Raw genomic sequence first — 25,992 nt, 5'->3', positions numbered from 1 at the left:
ATGGAGCTCTCTTTGGGATTTTTTAATTGTTGGTTGAATCCGTACCATTTCCCTGATTGGGAGGAGTATCTGTATCTGTTTCGCCGTCTTTTGTATTATTATTGTCTGGATTTGGTGTTTCCGTTGCATTATTATTATTATTTTTATCCTTATCATTTTTGTATCCCGAATCTTTGCTTTTGGTTTGATGTTTTCCACCTAATACTGGGTTGTACTGGTTATTGTTATATTGACCAAAGATGGAATCACCTTTAATCCAGGTATGCGGCAGGGTGCATATACTTGTTGGAACAGTGCCGCTTAAAAAGAATTCCGTATATACTTTGCTTCCGGTTGGATCTATGTAACAGAGAGGAGATGGTAGATCACCGGATTCTGAACAAATTTTTGCACTTGTAACACCAGAGGGTACTGGTATGTCTTTTGTAGACATATTTGTATGAAAAGGTTCCATTATAGCAGCCCATAGAGCGGCCGAGGAGTTACTATTAAGTGAATTCGGCAGAGATGTATTATTATCATTTCCAATCCACACTGAAGCCGAGTAATATGGTGTCAGTCCGCAGAACCACAAATTCTTTTCGTAACTTGACGTACCTGTTTTACCGCTTGTAGGCATATCTCCTAAGTTTGCATTTGAACCGGTTCCTCCAGAACTTACAGGAGCTTTGAGCAAATTGTACATTATATATGCAGAAGATTCAGAAAGAACCTTTCTCTTGGTTGTTTTTGCTTTAAGAATAACTTTTCCTGATCTGTCTGTGACTTTAGTATAAAGTATTGGATCGGTATAATTTCCTTTGTTGCCGAATACTCCGTAGGCAGCGGCCATTTCTAGAGCGTTTGTACCATTATGGAGCTCACCTAGAGAAAGCGATGATATACTTGATTTATCAGTAGAATCAAGATTTAAGCCGAATTTTTCGGCATAGGAGGATCCAATATCAAGGCCGAGTGTATCTTCAATTTTGGCAGCTATAACATTGCTTGATTTTGCAAGTGCAGTTCTAAAAGTCATGTCTTCATTTGAAAATCCATCATCATTTTGAGGATAATATGGATTACCGTTTGAGGCATATTTTTGTGCCAGATCCTGAGACCATTCAGAATCATTTATAGTTGAAGCCGCAGTATATTTTTTTGAACTTATAGCGGGACTGTATACGGTAATAGGTTTTATACTTGAACCCGGAGGCCTTAAATAATTTTTTGACGATGCACGGTTGAACGACATTGCAGGTTGATCACCGCGTCCACCGACAAGGGCCTTCACTTTTCCGGTGTGATAATCCATTACAACTGCTGAAGCCTGAGGCTGTACTATCTTGTTTTTATCAGTGTGTGAACTGGAAGAGAATACTGTGCTGTTGTTTAAAGTATCTTGTGTTTTCTTTTGAAGTTGTTTGTCCATAGTTGTATAAATCTTTAATCCGCCATAGGTTAAGAGATTGTCAACTTGTGAATTTGAATATTTGTACTTCAATTTCAAATCATTCTTAACCTGCTGAATTGCTGGCATTGAAAACCATTCATTTTCAAGTTTGTTTTTTGGCGGAGAGTATGGTTGTATGGAAAGTTTGCCATTTGAAACATCATTTACAGCATTTATGTATTGATCATATGTTATGTAATTGTTATCATACATTTTTGCCAATACATTCTTTGTTCTGTTGAGATAGATTGATGGATTTTTTCTTGCTGCTGAAGAATATGGATAATATACCGATGGACTTTGTGGTATGCCTGCTATAAAGGCGCACTGAATCAGACTCAATGAGCCAACGGGTTTTTTAAAATATTGTTGTGAAGCTGATTCAACTCCAAAAGATCTTCCACCAAGGAAAATTGTATTCATATATGCTTCAAGTATCTGATCTTTTGTTATAAGTCTTTCAAGCTTCAAGGACATATACATTTCCTGTATTTTCCTTTTTATACTTACATCTTTTGATAGATAGATATCTCTTACGAGTTGCTGAGTGATTGTGGATGCACCTTGAATTCCAGGTTTATTGCTTATCTTGTTTTTTATATCTATTAATATTACACCAAATATTCTTTTAATATCTATACCTTTATGTTTATAAAAACGTTCATCTTCAATACTTACGAAAGCATTTTTTAAATTGTCGGGAATACTTTTAAAAGGTACTACCGTTCTTTGCTCGGTACTGACTACTACATCCATAAAATTGCCTTTATCGTCATATAAGACAGAAGGTTCATTTAAGTTTAGTACTTGATTTACATCTAAATTGGGGGAATTTTTAATGATAGCGGCAACAGCTGCAGAAGCTGCTACGAATATCAATAAAAAAACACAAATAATAATAGTAAAAATATGTTTTTTACCTTTATACCGAGACTTTTTGCGCCTCTTTGCCATAATTGTCCTCCTTGCTAAAGTTATCAGTGATTAATTTAAATTATAGATTATTATATCATAAATAAAAGTATTAATGAAATGAGAAAAACTACAGAATACAGCTATAATACGGAAGGGTATTTATATTAAAATAAAAAAAGAAAAGACATTCAGGAGTATTCAACTTTTGATTGTCTTTCTTATAACATAGTTTAAATTGTATTGTTTGATTCCCAATTAAACACATAAGGTACATTTCTGTAATAGTCGCCGTAATTTAGCCCGTAGCCTACAACGAATACATCAGGTATTTTGAAACCGTAAAAGTCAGGAGTGAGATCAAGTTTTCTTCTTTCAGGTTTATCTAGAAGCACGCAGCATTTTACAGAAGCAGCACCAAGGGATTTAACATGATTTATAACAAAGTCCATTGTGATTCCTGTATCTGTTATGTCGTCAACTACAAGTACATCATAGTTTTCTATATTGTCAGGAACATCGTTTACTATTTTTATGATCCCGGATGAAGTTTCTGAGTCGCCGTAACTTGAGGTAGTCATAAATCCTATTTTTAAGTTTAAATCTATGCTTCTTACAAGGTCTGCAGTAAATATAAAACTGCCTCTTAGTATTGAAAGGACATAGAGATTTTTATTTTTGTAGGTTTCTGCAATCTGTTTTCCAATTTCACCTATTCTTTTGGATATTTGATCTTTGGTTATCAATATGTTTCGAGATTTTTCTTCCATTGAAATCCTCCAAATGTATATTATTATTTATGTAGTATAAAATCATAATATTAATATTAACAATGTTTGTCTAATTTTTCAATGTGTTTTGTGTATAAGGTATATTTTAGATGCTTTTTTTGGCGACCTTCCAGGAAACTTGAGTTTATTTGGCGAAATGTATTTTTAAAAAATACTATTTACAGTATACTTGATTTAATGAAGTATTAAAAAGTGTGTTTTTAAAATTGGAGATGATAATTTATGATATATGGAAATACTGATGGAATAAGAAATTCTATACTGGATAAACTCGAGAGGGTTTATAATCTTAAAATGCCTCATAATGTTTTATGCAGTATGGAACTTATGGAGATGTTATGTGAAGTTACGGATTTTCTTAACAGGGAAATATGTGTTTCAGTTGATAGAAAGGGAAGTGTACTTCAGGTATGTGTTGGAGACAGCAGTACAGTTCAAATTGACACATCCATTTCCAGAGAAGGTAAACTTTCAAGGGCCAGGATAATTCATACACATCCAAATGGAAATTCAAAGTTTTCGAAGCTCGATATGTCAGTACTTTTGAAGATGAAGCTTGATTGTATTGCTGCTGTGGGAGTATGTGGGGGGAGTCCAACTTCAGTAAGTCTTGGATTTTGCGGTATGTCAAACGGAAAACTTTTACCAGAGGTAATGGAGGAATTAACTCTGGAAGATGCTCTTAACTATAATATATCCGACAAGATACATCTTATGGAAACTTTTATTGAAGACAGGGAAGAAGAACAAAATAAGGGTGAAAGAGCTATAATTGCAGGCATAGATACTGAAGATAGTCTCGATGAACTTGAGAGGCTTGCAGAAGCCTGTGATGTAGATGTAGTATCCAGGATATTTCAAAAAAGAATAGTTCAGGATTCGGTTTTTTATGTAGGAAAAGGAAAGGTTGAAGAAATTTCGTTTGCGGCGCAGCTTAATGATGCCGACCTTGTAATATTTGATGATGAATTGTCAGGTTCCCAGATATCAAATATAGAAAATATGATTGGTATAAAAACAATAGACAGGACTACTTTGATACTTGATATTTTTGCGAGAAGGGCTAGAAGCAGGGAGGCAAAGATACAGGTTGAACTTGCACAGTTAAAATACAGACTTGCCAGACTTTCAGGAATGGGAGAATCACTTTCAAGGACTGGAGGAGGCATAGGTACCAGGGGACCAGGGGAAAAAAAGCTTGAGACTGACAGAAGGCGCATACGGGACAGAATAAGTGATATGTCGCATGAACTTAAGAAAATAGCCAAGACAAGAGAAGTACAGAGACAGAATAGAAAAGAAATACCAAAAGTTTCTCTTGTGGGCTATACTAATGCAGGAAAATCTACATTAAGAAATCTTCTATGTGATATGGCAAGTTTTAAAGAAGGGGCTGAAAAAAAGAAGGTACTTGAAGCTGATATGCTTTTTGCAACATTGGATACAACTACGAGAGCACTTAGACTCAATGATGGAAGGGTGATTACGCTTACAGATACAGTTGGATTCGTAAAGAAACTTCCCCATGAATTGATAGAGGCATTTAAATCAACCCTTGAAGAAGTTATATATTCAGATTTACTGCTTCATGTGGTGGATGCATCCTCTGAAGATGCAATAGGACAGATAGATGCCGTGAATAATGTACTTTTACAGCTTGGAGTAAAGGATAAGCCTATACTTATGGTACTTAACAAAATTGACAGGGTATTTGAGGATAATATAAATAAAATAAGACAAAGATATAATGAATCAAATATTATTTGTGTATCTGCAAGAGAACAAATAAATATAGAAGTACTTATTGACAATATGTCTTCTCTAATTGAAAATAATGATATTGAAGCGGAGTTTTTAGTTCCATATACCGAGCAGGAAGTTGCAGCTTATATTTATAGAAGGTCTAAGGTAAAAGAAACAAAATTCAGTGAGGATGGGACTTATATATGTGCGCTTGTCGATAAAGAAACCTACAATAAATGTAAAAAGTTTGTTCAGGACAAATAAAAAAAAGATTTATTGAAATACATTATTGACTTCTTTAGATAATTATGTAATAATATTATTAATTAATAATAATAATCTATTAATAAATTATATTAACTGGAGGAATTTAATATGGATAAATATGTTTGTACTGTTTGTGGATACGTTTATGACCCTGCTGTAGGAGATCCTGATAATGGGGTTAATGCTGGAACTTCATTTGAAGATGTACCTGATGATTGGGTTTGTCCGCTTTGCGGTGTTCCCAAAAGTGAGTTTGAAAAAGAAGATTAACAGTAAAAATTATAATTTAAATTTAATTGGGTCCTCTACGCAAGAATTCGTGGAGGACTAGTTTTTATATGTGCAGAAAAATATTCATATGTAAAACTTCCACTGTATTTTTATTGTGATTTATTATATAATATATAAAAATTATGATATATTGACATGCTTTGATTTGATTTTTGGGGGAATTAACAACAAATTAAATCAATATAATGTCCACCAGGGGGCTATATAATGGAAAAAACAATATTGAAATATCAAAAGGTATTTAATGATGTAATAAATAAACTGAAAAGCAATCAGTCGGTTTTAGCGGTTATGGTTTTTGGAAGCATGGTTACAGGAGATTTATGGGAAAAATCGGATATAGATCTCTTCGTTATATGTAAAAGCAACAATTATGATTTAAGAAATATATATACGGAAGAAAATAATGTATCTGTTCATATAAAGCTTGTAAGCGAGGAAAGTTTTCTTGAATTCAATAAAAAAAATCTTAAAGGTGGTTTCATACATAGGATAATATCTTCATCGAGGCTTGTATTCTCAAAAAGTATGGATATAACATCAAAATACGATGTAGGAAGATATTATTATGATATAGACAGAGAAAGATGGAATATGGCATATCTTGGAAATATGCTTAAAAATGAATCTTTATGCAAAAAGTATCTTCACAACGAGGAATTTATTACAGCTTACGTAGCAGCAATAAAGTCAGTTGAGGAATTTTCAAAACTATATGTTAATTCAGTTGGTTATATGATAAGTAACAATGCTGTCTCTGTTGCCATGAATCTCAATGGGAAATTAAAAGAAAAGGTGGATTTACTTTTATTTGATAATAGAGATGAGGCTGCAATGAAAGCATCTATAATAAGTATTCTTGATTATATGGATGAGTATATAAATAAAAATATACGAGAGTTTGTGAATGTGCTTGTAAATTATATGAAGGAAAGAGATTGTCTTTTAAGTTCCGAGGACATAAAAAGTGATGAATTGTTTATGGATTATAATATAAATATGGAAGAAATACTTGATAAATTGTGGGAGAGGAACATTATAAAAAAACAGAAAAAAAATTATATTATGAATGATGAGACCGTACTTTTAAAGGAAAATGTATATTTTATATAATAAATGTTCTTTATATGTATGGAGGTGGTATTCATTTGAACAAGTATTTTCTGGAGTTTAAGGACAATATAATAAAATATAGAGCTATTGAAGAACATATAAAAAAGCTTATAGATTTAAACAGGATAAAAGATGGTGAAAAACTTCCATCTATCAGAAAACTTGCAGGTTTCCTGAATGTAAACAATGTTACCATAGTAAATACGTATAAAAATCTTGAACGTGAAGGATATGCTATTCAGAAGATAGGAAGCGGAACTTATGCTAAGAGAAGAGAGATAAGTAGGAATTTTAAAAAGGAATATTCAAAAGTATTAAAAAAGATATTAAACAATGGTTCGGGCAAATATCTGGATTTTACAGGAGAAACTCCTAGTGGTGATTTTTTTCCTGTAAAACCGTTTAAAAATGTTATAAATGAAGTTCTTGACAGGGATGGACAGAAAGCGCTTATATACCAGGAGCCACTTGGGTACAATGGACTCAGGAATAGTATAAGCAGTCTGTTTTGGAGAGATGAAATAAAAAGCGATGATATATTGATAGTCTCGGGTGCACAGCAGGGAATAGATGTTGCATCAAAATCAATTATAAACACAAATGATACAGTTGTTGTGGAAAGACCAACTTACAGTGGGGCACTGTCAGTTTTTAAATGGAGAAGGGCAAATATAATAGACATACCTGTGAGAAGCGATGGAATAGATGTAGATGAATTTGAGAAGATACTGAAAAAGAACAATATAAAATGTTTTTATACAATGAGTTATTTTCAGAATCCAACGGGAATAAGCTGCAGTAGTGAGAAGAAGAGGAGAATACTTAATCTTGCAGAGATATATGATTTTTATATAATAGAAGATGACTACCTTTCAGAGCTTATATATGATGATGAAATAGTGTATGAGAGCTTTAAAAGTCTTGACATAAATGACAGGGTTATATACATAAAAAGTTTTTCGAAGATATTTTTACCTGGAATAAGAATAGGATATCTAATTCCACCGAGAAAATTTAAGGAAAGTATACAAAATTCCAAAGTCAACACGGATATAGCTACGTCCAGTCTTATGCAGAGGGCGCTTGATCTTTATATTAGAAAAGGTTTCTGGAAAAGCTACATAGACAAGCTGAATCTGATTTATTGTGAAAGGTATCAATATACTAAAATGTGTATAAAAAAATATTTGAACGACAAAGTTTTTTTCAATGAACCAGGAGGAGGACTTCATTTTTATCTTGAAATACTTAAAAATATTGATTCAGGGAATCTTTTTGATGCGGTGAGAAAGAAAAAAGTTTTGATAACTCCGGGAACTTTATTTTATAAACGACCATTGGATGGAAATAGATATTTTAGATTAAGCTTTTCAAATCTTTGCGAAAGTGATATAAAGAAAGGTATAAGTATAATATCTGAAACTTTGGAGACGTACAGATAATTTAGTTGAAACTGAGGTGGTGTTTTAGCTTGAATTCCATGGTTGATATTGACTGGAATAAAATTGATGGTTATTCTGATGAGCAGATAACTTATTTTTTATATCTTGAGGGAAAGAATATAAATTCAATATGCAAAATAAGAAAGCTGACTAGAGAAGTTGTTGAAAATCAGATAATAGGTGGTAAAATTAAGTATGGTATTTTGGCGAAGAGCAAGAACATAAAAGAATTTTTCAAATTGGTTTCTGCATCTGGAAAATTTGACAAGATAGATGCAATCAAAAATTTAAAATCTGAAAACAGGAGAGATCTTGTAGAGTTCATACGGTCAAGCTATGGAGACATGAAAACTAAGGAAAAAGAAAACGCATTGTGGATATTGGGCGAACTCGGAACCACTGACACTTTTGATATTTTAATCAAAGGAATAGTTCACAAGCATGTGAATGTTAGAAGAATGGCTGTTTCCGCACTTGGGAAGATTGGCAACATATCGGGGGAAGATGCACTTGTCAAGGCTCTTGATGACGATAATCCGCAGGTTGTAATGTATGCTATAAAGGCGCTTTTTAAAATAAAGAGTACAAAGGCAGTTTATAAGATTGAAAAATTGAAAAACAATAGCTGCAAGGAATATGTCAGAAAGACAGCTTGTGAATATTTAGAAAATATTAATAGCTTTTAAAGAGGTGATTTCAATGGGTTATTTTACTGTAAAAGAAGAAGCACAGGATAGCTTTGAAGAGAAAAAGTCCATATTCATAGGAAGTGTAAGAAGAGTTTATACAGAGGCTGAGGCAAAGAAATTTATAAGCAATGTGAAAGCGTCTCAGAAGGATGCCAAGCATAATGTATATGCCTATGTTGTGGGAGAGAGCATGCAAGTACAGAGATATAGTGATGATGGTGAACCTCAGGGATCCGCGGGTATTCCAGTTCTTGAAACCATAAAGAAGAATAATCTGACTGATGTAGCTTTGGTGGTTACGCGATATTTTGGTGGAATTTTGCTTGGAAAAGGTGGTTTGTTCAGAGCATATTCCAAGGCTGCTTCCATGGCTATAGAAAAAGGACAACCAGTAGAAAGAACTCTAGGTGTAGAAATCGATATTGTTGTAAATTACCAAGATTTAGACAAGATTAAGTATGATTTTGAAAAAAATTCCTGGCATGTTGAAAAAATAGATTATGCGGATAAAGTATCACTGTCAATATATTGTGATACTTTTGAAAGTGAAAAGATTATAAACAAGGTTATAGAAATTACGGGTGGAAAATGCAAGGCTATAGTTGATGATGAAGAATATTATTTTAAGATAGGCAGCAGGTTGTATAGAGAACTTTAGAAATCAGTTGGTTTGTGTATATAAATGCTTATGTGATATAATATTTAGTGTTTTATATTAAAGGTAATTGGGAGGGAAATGTATGTCAGGACATTCAAAATGGCATAATATACAGGCTAAGAAAAGTAAAGTGGATGCCAAGAGGGGCAAAATATTCACTAAAATAGGAAAAGAAATTGCAATTGCAGCAAAAGACGGATCAAATCCGGAGATTAATTCAAAATTGAGAGATGTAATTTCAAAGGCCAAGGCAAATAACATGCCTCAGGATACAATAACAAGGGCAATAAAAAAAGGGTCCGGAGAAATGGAAGGAATAAATTACGAAGAGGTAAATTACGAAGGTTATGGACCTGGTGGTGTTGCAGTAATAGTTGATGCGTTGACTGACAATAAAAATAGAACTGCAGGAAATGTAAGGACTGCATTCACGAGAAGTGGCGGAAATTTAGGTGCCAATGGATGTGTGGGATGGATGTTCAAGACGAAAGGCCAGATAATAATAGAAAAAAATGATGAACTTGATGAAGACGATCTTATGATGAAGGCACTTGATGCAGGTGCAGAGGATTTTAACACACAGGATGAAGTTTATGAAATAATTACAGCTGTAGATGATTTTGGGGTTGTGCGTGATGCACTTGAAAAAGATGGATTGAAGTTCATTTCAGCTGATATCACAATGATACCGGATAATTTGACATCTGTTGATATGGAAACTGCAGAGAAAGTTGAAAAACTGATTGACAAGCTGGAAGATGACGATGATGTTCAGAATGTTTATCACAATGCGGAGTTTCCTGAAGAATTCGAGGACTTATAATAGAAAATTACATAGGTATTTTAGTGGATCATTTTCAATATATGTTGAAAGTGGTCTTTTTATAAATGGAGGTGACTTTATGTATGATGGCAGGTTATGGCAAAATTCTGCAGTAACTAAAAAATTTGTTGACTACTATGTTAAAAAAGGTTTCTTTGACAATATAAGTGAAAAAAATTTTTCAAAAGAAAACATCAAAACTCTACAAAAGATATATGCACTTAGGTATTTGGGAGTTTGCGATTTTGATATACGATTGTGTATTAAAAATAATGATGAGTTTATAAGAAATGTTAGAAAAAAATTTGATGATTTAAAAAAGAGCTATTCTGACAGGAATGAATTTCTAGGCAGTTTCGAAGACATTCAAAACAAAAGTGGACTGACATTAGAAGACATTATGTGCTTTATAAAAGAGTTTGAACATAACAAATGTAAATATGAAGGATATATGAGAGAAAATTTGATTTTTCAGTTTCCAGGTTTCTTTGGAGAGTATATGCTTATGAGCATATGCAGATATCTTGATGAGCCTTTAGATACTCCGGAAAAAATAAAGTGTTGGAAACATGTAATTGATATTATTGATGAAATGGATGAACCTGTTTTAGATGAAAGAATAAGCGAGAACCTCAAGAGAGATGATATAAACTGGAGTATTGTAGAAATGTTTATGGAAAAAAGCATAGTGAAAGTAGGTACTGGTGAGAAGTCAAACATATATGAATATACAGATATATTAAATAGTTTTGAGGTTACTCAGAAAGATATAGAATTTTGTGATCGAATTTTTGATTATATGGATTCAGAAGGGCAGATTCAATATTTGAAGGACGTCTTTGGAAGATTGGATGATGATTTTAAGGTTTTGAGTAAAAAATATGAAGGAAAGAATCAAAACGAGAATGTATTTGGCAAAGCAGGTAGTGGAAAAAGGGACAGTGGGATAATCGATGTGCCGGAAGTTACTATAATTGGCTGTGAATATAAAAAAATTCTCCCGTTTGGCAATATAGAAGCCATGCTTGACAGATTCAGTTCCAGAATTGATGAAATAAAAGACAGTCATGGCGTCAAGGACATATATGTTATAAAAGGAATAGATTCACTGCCAGGGTATAGAAAGTCTAAGATGTCAATTTTAAATCTGGGATTTTCTTTTGTAGCAGGGATACGGGAACAAGGTACTGAAAATATTCCGGATGGAATGAGAAAGTTTGTAATTCCAGCACACAAATATGTTTGGTATTCCTCCAATGGAAATGTAAATTTAAAGAGCATGATTGAAGATGATGTTTATACTATAAATTTTTTAGGCGAAAAGTTTCATCTTTCACGATTCCCTGTAGTACAAATTTACAATGTGGACTATTCAGACGGAAAATTTTGTACTTATGTGCCTATAGAATAAATCAGCTGTATTTTATGTAAATTATGATATTATATGTATAATATTACATAAATGTGTCCATAATATCCAGTAAAGGAGGGATATTATGGATACAATTAAATTACGTAAAATTTTGTTGACAATTTTAACTATTATGGTTTTTGCTTTAAGCCTCTATATATGTATAACTAAAATCAAGGATTACAATTCTGATAAAGATATCTACCAGGTTAAACAATATGATTCGGTAAATGCAAATTCCGGTGTCGACAGTAAAATTTCCAGTAGATGCAATTTGATATTTAAGGTAAAATACGGTAAGAGCGGCGATGTAAAAATAGAAAAGGAAGAGTCTGCGGAAAGATTTGCAGGTGATACAAAAGCTGACATACAAAAAATTTATAAAAATACAGCCTACAAGGTGAATAGTTTCAGTCCACTTGAAGTTGTGCTTGTAAAAGATGTCGACAAATATTCTCCAGGTAAATATGTGCTTGGAATCAAAGATGGATATATAGCCATTTTTAAAACCGATGATAAGGGGAACATGTTTATTGAAGACACCTCAAGAGATATAACTGACATAAAGACAAGCAGATTGAAGCAGAAGGATATAGAGCTGCTTACAAAAGGAGATAAGTATTTTCAATGTGATACTAAAGAAGATGCTGAGTCACGCCTTGAGGACTATGAATAATAGCCTTTAAGGCTGTTTTGCTTACTTGAATAAAAACTCTTAAAATGATAAAGTATTATATGTTATAAAATAAAGATTCAGCGTATAAGACTATAATATATTTAGGAGAAACTTCAGTGTACGAGTATATAGTTGGTATATATAAGGGAATGAAAAAAGACTATATAATAGTTGAAAACAATGGAATAGGATATAAAATAAATACATCGGGGAGTACTTTAACAGAGATACCCGGTGTGGGAAGTACCGTAAAAATCTATACAAAGCAAATAGTCAGGGAAGATTTCATAGGATTGTATGGATTTTTGACAATTGAAGAAGTCGAAATGTTTAATTTGCTTTTAAACGTGAATGGAATAGGGGCAAAGGCGGCATTGTCACTTCTTTCCATAACAAATGTAAATAATTTGAAACAATGTATATTGTCAGGTGACGAAAAAACTATAGTAAAAGCTCCGGGAATAGGAAAGAAAACTGCACAGAGGGTAATACTCGAGTTAAAAGATAAAATTGATTTGCAGGAAATATACCAGTCATATGGAAATTCGGATATAGGCAAAAGCAAAGTGAGTGACAAAATACAGGAAGCCTCTGAGGCACTTGAAGCACTTGGATATTTGCCAAAGGAAGTTTCAAAGTCCATGGACAATGTTGATGCAAATACTTCTGTTGAAGATATGATTAAATGTGCACTTAAATTTTTAATGAGCTAGGTCAGGTGAATTTTTATGGAGAATAGAATTGTCACACCTTCTATTTTGGAAGGCGAAAATGAGTACAGTTTAAGACCTAAAAAACTCAATGAATATATAGGGCAGGAAAATGTAAAGAATAAATTGAAAATATTCATAAAGGCCGCCCAAAATAGAGATGAATCCCTCGACCATGTACTTTTGTACGGACCGCCGGGTCTTGGAAAAACCACTCTTGCAAATATAATTGCAAATGAAATGGGAGGCAGTCTTAAGGTGACTTCCGGACCGGCTATAGAAAGGGCGGGAGATCTTGCAGCATTACTTACCAACTTAAGTGATATGGATGTATTGTTTATAGATGAAATCCACAGGCTTACAAGAAGTGTGGAAGAGATACTGTATCCCGCAATGGAGGATTATGCAATAGATATAGTTATAGGAAAAGGTGCTTCGTCAAAATCAATAAGACTTGATCTTCCTAAATTTACACTTATAGGGGCCACCACTAGGGTTGGACTTTTAAGCTCGCCTCTCAGGGAAAGGTTTGGAATGCTTTGCCCGATGAAATTTTATACTGAAGGTGAACTGAGTGAAATAATAGTGAGGTCAGCAGGTATACTGAATGTTGAAATAGATAAGAATGCTGCATGTGAAATAGGAAGAAGGTCAAGGGGTACGCCGAGAATAGCGAACAGACTCTTAAAGAGGGTAAGAGATTATTGCGAAGTAGAAGGAAATGGCAGAATAGATCTTGATACAAGCAGAGCGGCATTAAAACTTCTAGAAATTGACGATGAAGGTTTTGACAGTATAGATAATAAAATACTTAAAGCAATAATAGATAATTTTGGAGGGGGCCCTGTTGGGCTTGAAACCCTTGCCTATTTTATAGGAGAAGAACTCGATACGGTTCAGGATGTTTATGAACCATATCTTATGCAAAAAGGTTTTGTAATAAGGACTCCAAGAGGAAGAATAGCCTCCGACAGTGCATATAAGCATTTAAAAAGGGAAAAGAAAGGTAATAGTAGATAGTAGACAGTCATCATTATTTGACAAGTAAATTTATATACACAAGAAATGGAGTGATCAAATGAAGATTGAAGACTTTGATTTTTATTTACCCAAGGAATTGATTGCCCAGCATCCACTTAAAAAAAGAGATGAAGCAAGGCTCATGTTGCTTGATAAGAAAACTGGAGATGTAGAGCATAAACTTTTTAAGAATATAATAGATTACATGAACCCGGGAGATTGTCTTGTATTAAATGATACAAGGGTTATGCCGGCAAGACTTATAGGTACAAGAGAGGGTACAAGCGGAAAAATGGAAGTGCTCCTTTTGAAAAGAAATGAGGATGATACATGGGAAACTCTTGTAAAACCTGGTAAAAGAGCTAAAATCGGTAATAGATTTGATTTTGGAGATGGAAAACTAAAAGCCGAAGTAGTTAATGTAAATGAGGATGGCAACAGGATAATAAAATTTGAATATGAAGGAATATTCGAGGAAATATTGGACGAACTTGGACAGATGCCGCTTCCTCCATATATAAAGGAGAAACTTGAGGATAAGGAAATGTATCAAACGGTCTATTCAAGGGAAGAAGGATCTGCAGCGGCACCGACAGCAGGTTTGCATTTTACAACGGAACTTTTGAAAGAAATAGAGAAAAAAGGTATTTCAACTGCATTTCTTACACTTCATGTAGGTCTTGGAACATTCAGACCTGTAAAGGTTGAAAATATAGAAGAACATGATATGCATTCCGAGTATTACAAAATTACAAAGGAAACTGCTGACAAGATAAATAATGCCAAGAAAAATGGAAAGAATATAATTGCAGTAGGAACTACATCCTGCAGAACTCTTGAAACTGTTGGAGATGAAAATGGGATGGTGAGAGAACAGTCGGGATGGACAGATATATTTATATATCCAGGATACAAATATAAAGTTGTTGATAAGCTTATAACAAATTTCCATCTTCCTAAGTCGACACTGATAATGCTTGTAAGTGCACTTTGTGGCAGAGAAAATATATTAAACGCCTACAAAATTGCAGTTAATGAAAAATATAGATTTTTTAGTTTTGGAGATGCAATGTTTATAAAATAAAGAGGTGTTTTAATGTATAAATTACTTAAAAAGCAGGGAAATGCGAGGAGGGGACGTCTCACTACGGTACATGGTGTTGTTGAAACTCCGGTATTTATGAATGTTGGTACTTTAGCCGCAATAAAAGGGGCTGTCTCTTCAATTGATCTCAAAAACATAGGATGTCAGGTTGAACTTTCAAATACATATCATCTTAGTTTGAGGCCAGGTGATGATGTTGTATACAAACTTGGAGGGCTGCACAAATTTATGAATTGGGATAGGCCTATTTTAACCGATTCAGGAGGTTTTCAGGTTTTTTCACTGGCGAGCATAAATAAAATAAAAGAAGAGGGAGTTTATTTTAGTTCTCATATAGATGGAAGCAAGATATTCATGGGACCAGAAGAGAGCATGCAGATACAGAGCCATCTGGCGTCAACTATAGCTATGGCTTTTGATGAATGTATAAAAAATCCTTCACCGAGGGAATATGTTGAAAAATCAGTGGATAGAACTACAAGATGGCTTGAAAGATGTAAAGCTGAAATGGACAGATTAAATTCTCTTCCTGAAACTATAAATAGAGATCAGATGCTTTTTGGAATAAACCAGGGTGGAGTTTATGAAGATATAAGAATTAAACATGCAAGGAAAATAGCTGAAATGAATCTTGATGGATATGCAATAGGTGGTTTGGCTGTAGGTGAAAGCACTGAAGACATGTATAGAATAATAGAAAGTGTTGTTCCAAATCTTCCGCAGGATAAGCCGATTTATCTTATGGGCGTTGGTACACCGCAAAATATAATTGAATCAGTTTATAGAGGAGTGGATTTCTTTGATTGTGTAATGCCGGCGAGAAACGGAAGGCATTCCCATGTTTTTACACAGAAAGGAGAAATAAATCTTCTAAATGCCAAGTTTAAATTGGATGATTCACCTATAGATGAAACTTGTAGTTGCCCTACATGTAAAAACTATACTAGAGCTTATATAAGACATCTTTTTAAGGCAAAGGAAATGCTTGCCATGAGATTGTGTGTCATACATAATTTATATTTTTATAATAATTTGATGAAAGAAATAAGAGAGGCTATTGATGGGGATTATTTCCCAGTTTATAGAGAAAACAAGCTGCAGCAGTGGAGCGAAAAATAAAATATTGAAGGAGGGTGTATACATATGAACATAGCTCAATTTGCACCTATTATAATAGTACTTGTAGTCTGCTATCTTCTTATGTTTTTACCAGAAAGCAAGAGGAGAAAGAAATACAATCAGATGATTGAGAACCTTAGGGTAAATGATGAAATAGTAACAAAGGGAGGAGTAATAGGAAAACTTACCAATATACAGGACAAGGAAGTTACAATACAAACGGGTCCTGACAGGGTAAAGATAAAACTGAGCAAATTCGGTATAATGAATGTTTTAACCGAAAAAAAGACATCAGATGTATCCAAAAAATAATTATGGAATAAAGTACCTCCCGTCTACATAGATACTAGTAGATGGGAGGTGTTTTTATTTGGAAAGGTATAATGAATATGTACAGGCTGCGGAAGGAGTTCTGAGAAGCTTTATAATTACTGTGGTTATGCTTTTGATTTTTGCTGTAGTTATGACTTTTGTGGAAGTAAATGAATATATGAGTTCGGTTTTTTACGTTGTAACAACTATTTTAAGTATAATGTATGGTGCAATATATGCATCACAGAAAATAAAGAAAAGGGGATGGATGATAGGAATTATAGTTGCTTTTTTATACACAGCAATACTTTATATTGTGTCTGTAATTTCAGGTAATTCCGTATTTGTTGGTTATGACGGCATAAAAAGGATTGTAATGGCACTTTTGGTTGGCGGTATTTCAGGAATGATTGGAGTAAACATATAGTTAAATGTTTGTAAACATAAGGCCTCATGAGCATGGCAAACTTTATTTTAGTTATAATTTATGTTATAATCAAACAGAAATCTTTAGAAGTGGGGGAAATTAGATGAAACATATAAAGACTATAAACAATTCTAATATAAAGGACAGTTTAAATAAACCAGGCTGCAAGGAATGTGCTAATTCTTGTCAATCAGCATGTAAAACTTCCTGTACGGTTGCCAATCTAGCATGTGAAAACTAGCATTGATTTAAGGCAGTAACATTTTGTTACTGCCTTAAAATATATTAATTTACGTAAGATATTTGGGAGGAAAATATTTTGGCTGATATTCATAAATTTATTCAAGGTGGAGACTGCTATGTGGTCGATGTCAATTCTGGATCGGTACATATTGTAGACCAGCTTGTCTATGATATTCTTGAAGATGAAAAATTAAGAACTTTGGAAGAAGTTTTGAGTTCATTAAATGGCATATATGAAAAAAAAGATATAGAGGAAGCTTATTCTGAAATAAAGCAGCTTGTAGATGAAGGCATACTTTATTCAAAAGATTTGTATAGAAGTGCGGCACGTAAAAATGATGGGACGCCTTCTTATATAAAAGCGCTTTGCTTGAACATTGCACACGACTGCAATTTGAGATGCAAGTATTGTTTTGCAGATGAGGGAGAATACAAGGGAAAAAGAGAATTGATGTCTGCGGATGTAGGCAAAAGAGCCATAGACTTTGTTATAGAAAAGTCGGGACCAAGGAAAAACATAGAAGTTGATTTGTTTGGAGGGGAACCTCTTATGGCTTTTGATACGGTAAAGGAAATAGTTGAATATGCAAAGAAACAGGAAAAAATTCATAATAAGAATATACGTTTTACAATGACTACAAATGCAACTTTGCTTAATGATGAAATTATGGATTATCTTGATAAAAACATGGGAAATATAGTGTTGAGTATAGATGGCAGAAAGAAAATAAATGACGCAGTTAGGGTAAGACGTGATGGTACTGGATCATTTGATACAATAATTCCGAGAATAAAACAAATGGTAGAAATGAGAGATGACACAAAGCAGTATTATGCAAGAGGAACATTTACAAGGGAGAATACTGACTTTTTTAATGATATAGTCTTCCTTGCAGACCAGGGGTTTGATGAAATATCTGTTGAACCTGTAGTTCTTCCAAAGGAAAATCCATTATCTATAAGAGAAGAGGATCTTCCTGAAATATATGAGCAGTATGACAAGCTTTATGAAGAAATGCTGAAAAGAAACAGAGAGGGCTGTGGATTCAAGTTTTACCATTTTAATATAAATTTAAATGGAGGACCGTGTGTATACAAAAGAATCTCAGGGTGTGGGGCAGGTCATGAATATGTTGCCATAACACCATCGGGAGATATATATCCCTGTCATCAGTTTGTGGGGAATGAGGATTTCAAACTTGGAAATCTGGATGACTTTGATGATATAGATACAGATATACAGAGAAGCTTCAAACAGGCGCATATTTACAACAAACCTGAATGTTTGAAATGCTGGGCAAGATTTTACTGCAGTGGTGGATGCCAGGCTAACAATTATAATTTCAACGGTGATATGAAAAAGCCTTATTCCATTGGATGCAGCATGCAAAAAAAGAGAATAGAATGTGCTATTGCTCTAAAATCGAAAGATATGGAAAAATAAAATATATTGACGATAATTTTCTTAAGTAATATAATTGCTAATGTATATGTGGAGACAAAAATTGGTTGTTGATATACAAAGGAGGATAAATATGAGATCTAGGGCAAAGAAAAGCACTAGGATGAGAAGCAGTGTAATTTTAGTATTCTGCCTTGCTTTAATAGGATTTTTGGCATATTCTGGTGCGTGCGGATTTAATTTTGCCGGATATAGAATAAAGCCTTTGGGTGAAGTCATAAATAAAGGACTTGATCTTCAGGGAGGAGTTTCTGTACTGGAAGAAATTCAATCTAAGAATGTTGATCAGAAGACTGTAGATAGAACAGTTGATCTTCTTGCACTCAGGGTAAACAAACTTGGGGTAAGTGAAACAGTAGTAACAAAAGAGGGAAATAACAGGATACGAATTGAGATACCTGGAAAGTTTGATGCAAAAGAAGTAGTTGACGGTGTAGCAAAAACAGGGGAACTTAAATTTGTTGGTCCTGACAAGACAACAATACTCACAGGTAAAGATGTGAAAGATGCCAGTGCATATATAAACCAGCAGACAAACAAGCCTTCCATAAGTCTTGAATTGAATCAAGATGGAACTAAAAAGTTTGCAGATGCAACGGAAAAATACATGGGAAAGACAATTTCAATATATCTTGACAATGAACTTCTAACTGATCCACAGGTAGATGCCCATATAACAGATGGAAAGGCTGAAATAAGTGGAAGCCAGACTTTAAAGGAGGCACAGAGAAAGGCCAACCTTATAAAGTCAGGAGCACTTCCGGTTTCGGTAAAACCTGTACAGGTTACAACAATAGGAGCATCGCTTGGTTCAAATGCCCTGCCATTAAGTATACTTGCAGGTAAAATTGGAATAGGACTTGTAATGCTGTTCATGATACTTTATTATAGACTTCCGGGACTCATTGCAGATATAGCTCTTACTTTGTATATATACATAGTTCTGGCTGCATTTGCAAATGTAAATGTTACTCTTACACTCTCTGGTATAGCTGCATTTTTGCTGACAGTAGGTATGGCGGTGGATGCAAATATACTTATATTTGAGAGGACCAAGGAAGAACTTAAGAGCGGAAAATCTATAAAAGCTTCTATAAATACGGGATTTAAAAGGGCCATGACGTCCATACTTGATTCAAATATAACTTCTATAATTTCAGGAATTGTCCTTTATAGTGTAGGTACGGGTTCTGTAAAGGGATTTGCGTTGACACTTATAATTGGTGTTGTTTTAAGTATGTTTACTGCGGTAACAGTTACTAGAACTCTTATGAAATTGACTGCAGATGTAGGTCTTTTCAGTCATGAAGCTACGATTGGAACCTTTGGAGTTCATGATTTTAGAAGGGGGATAAGCAAGTAATATGAATAAAGTATACAAGATAATGGAGAAAAGAAAAATATGGTTTACTATATCCCTCTTAGTAATAGTAGTAGGAATTTTTTTCATGGCCACAAGAGGACTTGAATATGGACTTGATTTCAAGGGCGGAACTGTAGTCGAAATAAATATGGGGCAGGATTTTGACAAGAAGAATGCTGACAAAATAATAGAAAAGTATTCCAATGATTTTCAATCGAATAAAACAAATAAGTATTCATTGTCAATAAAAAGTGCAAATTTAAGCAATGATGATGTAAGCAGCATAGTTAAGGCGCTCAAGAAAGAATATTCAAAAAGCACGCTTACAAACCAGGAAAATATAGGAGCATCAATAGGAAAAGAAGCTAGAGTTAATGCTGTGAAAGCAGTGGTTATAGCTATTGCTGCTATGTTTATATACATAGGTATAAGATTTGAATTCAGTTATGGAATGGCTGCTATAATAGGGCTTATACATAATATTCTTGTAATGCTGTCTGTGTACGCAATCACGAGAGTATCCATAGATTCAAGTTTTATAGCAGCTGCACTTACTGTAATTGGATATTCCGTGCATGATACAATAGTTGTTTTTGATAGAATAAGGGAAAATCACAAGTATATGAGAAGAGAAGATCCGGAAGTCATTGCAGATGCAAGTGTAACACAGACTCTTGCAAGATCTATAAATACGGTTCTTACTGTTATAATAACGTTGACGTCAGTGTATATATATGTTCCCTCGGTCAGAAATTTTTCAGAACCTATACTTATAGGAATAGTTACAGGATGTTATTCTTCAATATGTATAGCAAGTCCTTCATGGGTACTTATAAAAAGGCGCTTGTTGAAGAATAAAAAATTGAAGGCTTCTGCTGATAAAATCAATTAAATGTTAAAATATATTTTAATATGTTAGAATAAAAAATCTAGAGTATATTAAAACTCTGGATTTTTTTATTGCAAAAAACCTGCCTATATTGTATTTGTAAAAAAGAACAATATAATTTATAATATAATTGCTTTTGATAAATTTGGAGGATTTTATTATGGAGATACGACAAGATAACAATTATAGTTTTAACTTTTTAGGCATGCATGATCCGTTTCTTTTAAAAAATATGGGGAATGCCCTGAAAAGAATAATAAAAGCTGTAAATGAAAGAGAAAAAATTGTAATATACGGAAATTGTGATCTTGATGGGGTAACGGCTGTTTCCTTGTTATTTCTTGTTCTCAAGTATTTAAATTCAGATGTTGAATATTTTATTTCTGATGACATGAACGATAAACTTAATATAAATTCCGACATAATAAAAAACCATATAAAATTTTTAGGAGCAAAACTTATAATAACTACAGGCTGCGGGAGTCAGTCTACATCTCAGGTAGATCTTTGCAGAAAGCTTGGGATGGATGTTATAGTGACGGATTATCATAGATGCAGCAACCATCTGCCGAGGGCTGTGGTTGTAAATCCGAATCAAAGGGACTGTACTTATCCATTCAAAGGGTTGACTGCTGTTGGAGTCGCATTCAAGCTTTCTCAAGCAATCTCCATGTATTATCAAATGAGGTGTATAAATAAGTATCTTGATCTTGTTGTTCTTGGAACTCTCTCTAAGGGAATGAAGATAGAAGATGAAAACAAGGAAATGATTGATCAGGGAATATACCATTTGAAATATACAAACAATTATGGCTTCAAGGCTCTCATGAAAGTATACAATATAAAGAATATAAACAAGGAAAATATATTCAAGCTTTCAAATGATATGACTCCTTCAACTAATGTCAGTAATAGATATATAGATAATGCTAGAATAGCTGTTGAACTTTTTACAACAGGCAAAATGGATAGGGCGGAACAAATAGCAAAGTACCTGAAAAATGAAATTTTAGAATGGCAATTTTAAAATTTTTATGATAACATATTTAGTTGTAGTAAAATTTAACATTATAGCCTGGGGGGATCAAGCGAAGTGGATTTAAAAAAAGAAATAAGAGTAATAGATGGATTTCCTAAAGAAGGAATAAGCTTTAAAGATGTAACTACCCTGCTTAAGGATAAGGATGTTTTTAAATATACTGTAGATAGGATTGCAGAGCATTTGCAGGATAAAAACATAGATCTGGTCATAGGACCTGAAGCAAGAGGTTTTTTATTTGGGGCTCCAATAGCTTATGCAATAGGTGCAGGTTTTATACCGGTTAGAAAGCATGGAAAGCTTCCATGTGAAACTGTAAAGGTAAACTATGCACTGGAGTATGGAAGCGACGAACTTGAAATGCACAGGGATGCTGTAGAAAAAGGTCAGAGGATTGCTCTTGTAGATGATCTTTTAGCAACAGGAGGAACAATGTCTTCTGTTGCCGAAATGGTGGAAAATTTAGGTGGACATATAGTAACAGCGGATTTTGTAATAGAACTTACAGATCTTAAAGGAAGAGATAAACTTGATAAATATGATGTGTTTTCACTAGTGAAGTACGATGTATGATTTAAACACAAGTTTAAATTGAAAGTTTTTAGTGTATATAATATAATATTAGTAAAAAATAATGGCTGGTTAGGTAAACCAGCCATTGGCTTTAGGGAGTATGAGTATGCTGGAAAGATTGATGAAGAAAATAGATGAAAATTGCACCAATGTAGATAAGAACATGGTAGAAAAAGCATATTTTTTTGCCGACAAGGCGCATAAAAAGCAAAAAAGAGAATCTGGTGACCCATACATCACACATCCTGTAGAGGTAGCGTGTATATTGGCCGATATGGGTATGGATACAAGTACTATAGTTGCGGGACTTCTTCATGATGTTGTTGAAGATACTGATTTCACCCATGAAGATATAACAAGTGAGTTCAGTGGTGAAGTTGCAAATTTGGTTGAAGGAGTAACGAAACTTGGACAGCTTGAACACAAAACCAGGGAGGAACAGCAGGCGGACAACGTCAGGAAAATGCTTCTTGCCATGGCAAAGGATATTAGAGTTATACTCATAAAATTAGCAGACAGACTTCATAACATGAGAACACTTAAATACATGCCGGCTAAAAAACAGAAAGAAAAATCACAGGAAACCTTAAATATATATGCACCTCTTGCACATAGACTCGGAATGTCAAAAGTAAAATGGGAACTTGAAGATCTATCGCTTAGATACATAAATCCAAATGAATATTATTTTATAGTCAGAAAAATTGCCGAAAAAAGGGCTGAAAGAGAAAAATACATAGAAAAAATAATAGCTGAGCTTAAAGACAAACTTGAAGATGCAGGAATATTATCAGATATAGAGGGAAGACCGAAACATTTTTACAGCATATATAGGAAAATGGTAAAGAAAAATAAAACTATAGGTCAGATATTCGACCTAACTGCAGTCAGAATACTTGTAAATACAGTCAAAGACTGCTATGCAGCTCTTGGAATAGCTCATACAATGTATAAACCTATTCCGGGAAGATTCAAAGATTATATTGCCATGCCGAAGCCGAATATGTATCAGTCACTTCACTCTACGGTTATAGGTCCCCAGGGAAAACCCTTTGAAATTCAGATAAGAACATTTGAAATGCATAAAACTGCGGAGTACGGCATAGCGGCTCATTGGAAATACAAGGAGGGAGTAAACAGGGAAAACAGTATAGATAAAAAGCTTACATGGATAAGAGAGATGCTCGAGTGGCAGACGGAAACTTCGGATGCCGAGGAATTTATGGAAGGATTTAAAATAGATTTGTTTTCCGATGAAGTGTTTGTGTTTACGCCAAAGGGAATCGTAATAAATTTGCCTTATGGAGCCACCCCAATTGATTTTGCATATAAGATACATACGGATATAGGGAATGGATGTGTCGGTGCAAAGGTGAACGGAAAGATAGTTCCTCTGGATTATAGACTAAAGACAGGAGAAATAGTTGAGATACTTGTTTCAACTGTTACCAAGGGACCGAGCATCGACTGGCTTAATATAGTTAAGAGTAATCAGGCGAAAAGCAAAATAAAATCATGGTTTAAAAAGGCACAAAAGGAAGACAATATACTTAGGGGAAAAGAATTGCTGGAAAAAGAAGCTAAAAAGCAGGGAGGCAATTTTGGAGATATAGCAAAAGGTGAAGCTGTAAATACAGTACTTAAAAAATATAACATGTCATCTGTGAATGAGCTTTATGCTGCTGTTGGAATAAAGGCGATTAATCTTCAGACGGTAATAGGCAAATTTATGGAAATTGATTATTCCATGAGAAGAAAAAACATTACTGATTGGCGGGCTATACAGGATAAAATTGACAAGTCCAACAATCGTTCGGCAAGAGGTAAAAAAAAGCTTCCTGGAGTTGTAGTAAAAGGAGAAAGCAATGTTCTTGTGAGATTTGCAAAATGCTGTAATCCTGTTCCGGGAGATCCAATTATAGGATATATAACAAAAGGCAGAGGTGTATCGATTCACAGAAGTGACTGCAGAAACATAGAATATCTTTTGAAAAACAAGGAAAACAAGATTATTGATGTAAGCTGGGGAAATCAAAAGGGTGAAGAATATATTACCGAAATACAGATAAAGAGTGAAGACAGACTGGGGCTTTTGAATGAAGCCATAGATATTATAGAAAACAGTAATACTTCGCTTTATGCTATAGATGCAAAGCCTACTAAAAGCGGTGTAGCCGTCATAAATATAAAATTGAAGATAAGATATGTAAAAGACATAAAAGATGTTATAAAAAAACTTAGAAAAATGAATAAAGTTATTGAGGTTTTTAGAAAAAAAAGTTAGGAGTGACTTTTGATGCGGGCTGTAGTTCAAAGGGTTAAAAGTTCAAAGGTTGAAATTTCAGGAGAGATTGTTGGAAAAATTGGCATAGGTATTAATGTTTTACTTGGAATATCAACAGAGGATGATTCTTCAGATATAAAGTATTTAAAAGATAAAATATTGAATTTGAGAATATTTGAAGATGAGAATGGGAAACTTAACAAATCACTGCTGGATGTCTCGGGAGGGCTCCTTATAGTATCACAATTTACACTTTATGGAGACTGCAGGAGAGGAAGAAGACCGAGTTTTATGGGGGCACTTTCAGGAGACAAGGCTGAAAAACTGTATGAGGATTTTGTAAGACAGTGCAGGCTTGAGGCTAAAGTGGTTCAAACGGGAAAGTTTGGAGCGGATATGATGGTCAGTATAGAAAATGATGGTCCTGTTACGCTGCTTCTTGACAGCAAGAAATTATTTTGAAGATTAAATGGGTTAAGATGAATAGAGGTGTGTTTTATGAAAATAAAGAAAATGCCGGTTGGAATATACCTTGCCAACTGTTATATACTTTTTGATGAAATATCCAATGAATGTGTGGTAGTTGATCCAGGGGGAGATTTTTCTGTAATAAAAAAAGAACTTGATGACATGAATATTAAAAGTGTTGAGTATGTTTTGTTGACTCATGGTCATGCAGATCATACAGGAGCAGTTTCAGAGATGAAAAATAGCTACAATACTCCAGTGTATATAAACAAAAAAGATTATGAAATGATGAAAAAAAATGCATATATGTACGGAAACAACGAAGACAGTATAGACAGGTTTATTGGAGATGGTGACAAACTTGATTTTGGAAAGTTTGAAATAAGTGCAATTCATACCCCTGGGCATACTCCCGGAGGCATGTGTTTTTTAATTGACAATATTGTCTTTACCGGGGATACCTTGTTTGAAGGGAGCATTGGAAGAACTGATCTTGCAGGTGGAGACTATGAAGAAATAATAAGAAGTGTTAAAGATAAACTTATGAAACTTCCTGATTATATAATAGTACTTCCTGGACATGGTGAAAGAACTTCAATTGAAAAAGAAAGGATGACCAATCCTTTCTTGTAAAATGATGTTAAAAAACAAGTTAAATTTGAAAAAATATTACTTCGAATATATAATAGTGTATGTTGGAATTATTTAATTTTATTTTTTGATATAGAAA

General features: G+C 33.9%; 26 protein-coding genes. 24 read left to right on the top strand and 2 right to left on the bottom strand.

Features of this window, described 5'->3' with window-relative positions; all coding sequences use genetic code 11:
- Positions 1-22: 22 nt before the first annotated feature.
- Positions 23-2,386, bottom strand: a complete 2,364-nt coding sequence (locus AC4CVH_RS08285) for a transglycosylase domain-containing protein (RefSeq protein ID WP_490787286.1) — start codon at positions 2,384-2,386, stop codon at positions 23-25.
- Positions 2,387-2,577: 191 nt separating this feature from the next.
- Positions 2,578-3,114, bottom strand: a complete 537-nt coding sequence (gene hpt, locus AC4CVH_RS08280) for a hypoxanthine phosphoribosyltransferase (RefSeq protein WP_490787285.1) — start codon at positions 3,112-3,114, stop codon at positions 2,578-2,580.
- A gap of 243 nt (positions 3,115-3,357) precedes the next feature.
- Between hpt and hflX the strand changes: the two genes are divergently transcribed.
- From hflX to AC4CVH_RS08160, 24 genes are all read left to right on the top strand, one after another.
- A complete protein-coding gene (gene hflX, locus AC4CVH_RS08275; RefSeq protein ID WP_490787284.1) occupies positions 3,358-5,142 on the top strand; it encodes a GTPase HflX in 1,785 nt (594 codons plus the stop codon).
- 111 nt (positions 5,143-5,253) lie between these two features.
- Complete coding sequence (gene rd, locus AC4CVH_RS08270) at positions 5,254-5,415, top strand: rubredoxin (RefSeq protein WP_490787283.1); 162 nt, start codon at positions 5,254-5,256, stop codon at positions 5,413-5,415.
- A gap of 228 nt (positions 5,416-5,643) precedes the next feature.
- A complete protein-coding gene (locus tag AC4CVH_RS08265) occupies positions 5,644-6,549 on the top strand; it encodes a nucleotidyltransferase domain-containing protein (protein WP_490787282.1) in 906 nt (301 codons plus the stop codon).
- Between the two features lie 35 nt (positions 6,550-6,584).
- Positions 6,585-7,991: an aminotransferase-like domain-containing protein gene (locus tag AC4CVH_RS08260; protein WP_490787281.1), complete on the top strand. Its 1,407-nt coding sequence runs from the start codon at positions 6,585-6,587 to the stop codon at positions 7,989-7,991.
- A gap of 38 nt (positions 7,992-8,029) precedes the next feature.
- The gene (locus AC4CVH_RS08255) at positions 8,030-8,677 is read left to right on the top strand and encodes a HEAT repeat domain-containing protein (protein WP_490787385.1); all 648 of its coding nucleotides are present in this window, start codon (positions 8,030-8,032) and stop codon (positions 8,675-8,677) included.
- 13 nt (positions 8,678-8,690) lie between these two features.
- Complete coding sequence (locus AC4CVH_RS08250) at positions 8,691-9,338, top strand: YigZ family protein (protein WP_490787280.1); 648 nt, start codon at positions 8,691-8,693, stop codon at positions 9,336-9,338.
- Between the two features lie 82 nt (positions 9,339-9,420).
- Positions 9,421-10,161: a YebC/PmpR family DNA-binding transcriptional regulator gene (locus tag AC4CVH_RS08245; RefSeq protein WP_490787279.1), complete on the top strand. Its 741-nt coding sequence runs from the start codon at positions 9,421-9,423 to the stop codon at positions 10,159-10,161.
- 79 nt (positions 10,162-10,240) lie between these two features.
- Positions 10,241-11,572: a hypothetical protein gene (locus tag AC4CVH_RS08240; protein ID WP_490787278.1), complete on the top strand. Its 1,332-nt coding sequence runs from the start codon at positions 10,241-10,243 to the stop codon at positions 11,570-11,572.
- An 85-nt stretch (positions 11,573-11,657) separates the two neighbouring features.
- Entirely contained in the window at positions 11,658-12,248 is a 591-nt protein-coding gene (locus AC4CVH_RS08235; RefSeq protein ID WP_490787277.1) for a hypothetical protein, read from the top strand.
- Between the two features lie 116 nt (positions 12,249-12,364).
- Positions 12,365-12,961 carry a Holliday junction branch migration protein RuvA gene (gene ruvA, locus AC4CVH_RS08230; RefSeq protein WP_490787276.1) on the top strand — a complete coding sequence of 199 codons (597 nt, stop codon included), beginning with the start codon at positions 12,365-12,367 and terminating at the stop codon, positions 12,959-12,961.
- A gap of 15 nt (positions 12,962-12,976) precedes the next feature.
- Positions 12,977-13,978 carry a Holliday junction branch migration DNA helicase RuvB gene (gene ruvB, locus AC4CVH_RS08225; RefSeq protein ID WP_490787275.1) on the top strand — a complete coding sequence of 334 codons (1,002 nt, stop codon included), beginning with the start codon at positions 12,977-12,979 and terminating at the stop codon, positions 13,976-13,978.
- A 58-nt stretch (positions 13,979-14,036) separates the two neighbouring features.
- Positions 14,037-15,062 carry a tRNA preQ1(34) S-adenosylmethionine ribosyltransferase-isomerase QueA gene (queA, locus tag AC4CVH_RS08220; protein WP_490787274.1) on the top strand — a complete coding sequence of 342 codons (1,026 nt, stop codon included), beginning with the start codon at positions 14,037-14,039 and terminating at the stop codon, positions 15,060-15,062.
- Between the two features lie 12 nt (positions 15,063-15,074).
- Positions 15,075-16,202 (top strand): tRNA guanosine(34) transglycosylase Tgt, encoded by a 1,128-nt coding sequence (gene tgt / locus AC4CVH_RS08215; protein WP_490787273.1) that lies wholly within the window; start codon positions 15,075-15,077, stop codon positions 16,200-16,202.
- A 24-nt stretch (positions 16,203-16,226) separates the two neighbouring features.
- Positions 16,227-16,514: a preprotein translocase subunit YajC gene (yajC, locus tag AC4CVH_RS08210; protein WP_490787272.1), complete on the top strand. Its 288-nt coding sequence runs from the start codon at positions 16,227-16,229 to the stop codon at positions 16,512-16,514.
- A 58-nt stretch (positions 16,515-16,572) separates the two neighbouring features.
- Positions 16,573-16,941: a TIGR04086 family membrane protein gene (locus AC4CVH_RS08205; protein WP_490787271.1), complete on the top strand. Its 369-nt coding sequence runs from the start codon at positions 16,573-16,575 to the stop codon at positions 16,939-16,941.
- 103 nt (positions 16,942-17,044) lie between these two features.
- Entirely contained in the window at positions 17,045-17,182 is a 138-nt protein-coding gene (gene scfA, locus AC4CVH_RS08200; protein ID WP_490787270.1) for a six-cysteine ranthipeptide SCIFF, read from the top strand.
- A gap of 78 nt (positions 17,183-17,260) precedes the next feature.
- Positions 17,261-18,628 (top strand): thioether cross-link-forming SCIFF peptide maturase, encoded by a 1,368-nt coding sequence (gene scfB, locus AC4CVH_RS08195; RefSeq protein ID WP_490787269.1) that lies wholly within the window; start codon positions 17,261-17,263, stop codon positions 18,626-18,628.
- Positions 18,629-18,719: 91 nt separating this feature from the next.
- Complete coding sequence (secD, locus tag AC4CVH_RS08190) at positions 18,720-20,009, top strand: protein translocase subunit SecD (RefSeq protein ID WP_490787268.1); 1,290 nt, start codon at positions 18,720-18,722, stop codon at positions 20,007-20,009.
- 1 nt (position 20,010) lies between these two features.
- Positions 20,011-20,901 carry a protein translocase subunit SecF gene (secF, locus tag AC4CVH_RS08185; RefSeq protein WP_490787267.1) on the top strand — a complete coding sequence of 297 codons (891 nt, stop codon included), beginning with the start codon at positions 20,011-20,013 and terminating at the stop codon, positions 20,899-20,901.
- A 157-nt stretch (positions 20,902-21,058) separates the two neighbouring features.
- A complete protein-coding gene (locus AC4CVH_RS08180) occupies positions 21,059-21,925 on the top strand; it encodes a DHH family phosphoesterase (RefSeq protein WP_490787266.1) in 867 nt (288 codons plus the stop codon).
- A gap of 66 nt (positions 21,926-21,991) precedes the next feature.
- Entirely contained in the window at positions 21,992-22,510 is a 519-nt protein-coding gene (locus AC4CVH_RS08175; RefSeq protein WP_490787265.1) for an adenine phosphoribosyltransferase, read from the top strand.
- A gap of 106 nt (positions 22,511-22,616) precedes the next feature.
- The gene (locus tag AC4CVH_RS08170; protein ID WP_490787264.1) at positions 22,617-24,794 is read left to right on the top strand and encodes a RelA/SpoT family protein; all 2,178 of its coding nucleotides are present in this window, start codon (positions 22,617-22,619) and stop codon (positions 24,792-24,794) included.
- A 12-nt stretch (positions 24,795-24,806) separates the two neighbouring features.
- Positions 24,807-25,256, top strand: a complete 450-nt coding sequence (dtd, locus tag AC4CVH_RS08165; RefSeq protein WP_490787263.1) for a D-aminoacyl-tRNA deacylase — start codon at positions 24,807-24,809, stop codon at positions 25,254-25,256.
- 36 nt (positions 25,257-25,292) lie between these two features.
- On the top strand, positions 25,293-25,895 hold the full coding sequence (locus AC4CVH_RS08160) for an MBL fold metallo-hydrolase (protein ID WP_490787262.1): 603 nt from the start codon (positions 25,293-25,295) through the stop codon (positions 25,893-25,895).
- Positions 25,896-25,992: the final 97 nt, after the last annotated feature.

Source organism: Clostridium pabulibutyricum (genome assembly GCF_058242705.1).
This window is presented reverse-complemented; position numbering and strand designations above follow the sequence as displayed.

Excerpts from the sequence above, each read along its gene's own strand:
- AC4CVH_RS08240 (WP_490787278.1), top strand. The coding sequence starts at position 10,241 with ATGTATGATGGCAGGTTATGGCAAAATTCTGCAGTAACTAAAAAATTT.
- AC4CVH_RS08255 (WP_490787385.1), top strand. The coding sequence starts at position 8,030 with ATGGTTGATATTGACTGGAATAAAATTGATGGTTATTCTGATGAGCAG.
- AC4CVH_RS08235 (WP_490787277.1), top strand. The coding sequence starts at position 11,658 with ATGGATACAATTAAATTACGTAAAATTTTGTTGACAATTTTAACTATT.
- scfA (WP_490787270.1), top strand. The coding sequence starts at position 17,045 with ATGAAACATATAAAGACTATAAACAATTCTAATATAAAGGACAGTTTA.
- secF (WP_490787267.1), top strand. The coding sequence starts at position 20,011 with ATGAATAAAGTATACAAGATAATGGAGAAAAGAAAAATATGGTTTACT.
- secD (WP_490787268.1), top strand. The coding sequence starts at position 18,720 with ATGAGATCTAGGGCAAAGAAAAGCACTAGGATGAGAAGCAGTGTAATT.
- ruvB (WP_490787275.1), top strand. The coding sequence starts at position 12,977 with ATGGAGAATAGAATTGTCACACCTTCTATTTTGGAAGGCGAAAATGAG.
- tgt (WP_490787273.1), top strand. The coding sequence starts at position 15,075 with ATGTATAAATTACTTAAAAAGCAGGGAAATGCGAGGAGGGGACGTCTC.
- AC4CVH_RS08245 (WP_490787279.1), top strand. The coding sequence starts at position 9,421 with ATGTCAGGACATTCAAAATGGCATAATATACAGGCTAAGAAAAGTAAA.
- hpt (WP_490787285.1), bottom strand. The coding sequence starts at position 3,114 with ATGGAAGAAAAATCTCGAAACATATTGATAACCAAAGATCAAATATCC.
- AC4CVH_RS08160 (WP_490787262.1), top strand. The coding sequence starts at position 25,293 with ATGAAAATAAAGAAAATGCCGGTTGGAATATACCTTGCCAACTGTTAT.
- AC4CVH_RS08170 (WP_490787264.1), top strand. The coding sequence starts at position 22,617 with ATGCTGGAAAGATTGATGAAGAAAATAGATGAAAATTGCACCAATGTA.
- AC4CVH_RS08180 (WP_490787266.1), top strand. The coding sequence starts at position 21,059 with ATGGAGATACGACAAGATAACAATTATAGTTTTAACTTTTTAGGCATG.
- AC4CVH_RS08285 (WP_490787286.1), bottom strand. The coding sequence starts at position 2,386 with ATGGCAAAGAGGCGCAAAAAGTCTCGGTATAAAGGTAAAAAACATATT.
- hflX (WP_490787284.1), top strand. The coding sequence starts at position 3,358 with ATGATATATGGAAATACTGATGGAATAAGAAATTCTATACTGGATAAA.
- AC4CVH_RS08250 (WP_490787280.1), top strand. The coding sequence starts at position 8,691 with ATGGGTTATTTTACTGTAAAAGAAGAAGCACAGGATAGCTTTGAAGAG.
- yajC (WP_490787272.1), top strand. The coding sequence starts at position 16,227 with ATGAACATAGCTCAATTTGCACCTATTATAATAGTACTTGTAGTCTGC.
- rd (WP_490787283.1), top strand. The coding sequence starts at position 5,254 with ATGGATAAATATGTTTGTACTGTTTGTGGATACGTTTATGACCCTGCT.
- AC4CVH_RS08265 (WP_490787282.1), top strand. The coding sequence starts at position 5,644 with ATGGAAAAAACAATATTGAAATATCAAAAGGTATTTAATGATGTAATA.
- queA (WP_490787274.1), top strand. The coding sequence starts at position 14,037 with ATGAAGATTGAAGACTTTGATTTTTATTTACCCAAGGAATTGATTGCC.
- dtd (WP_490787263.1), top strand. The coding sequence starts at position 24,807 with ATGCGGGCTGTAGTTCAAAGGGTTAAAAGTTCAAAGGTTGAAATTTCA.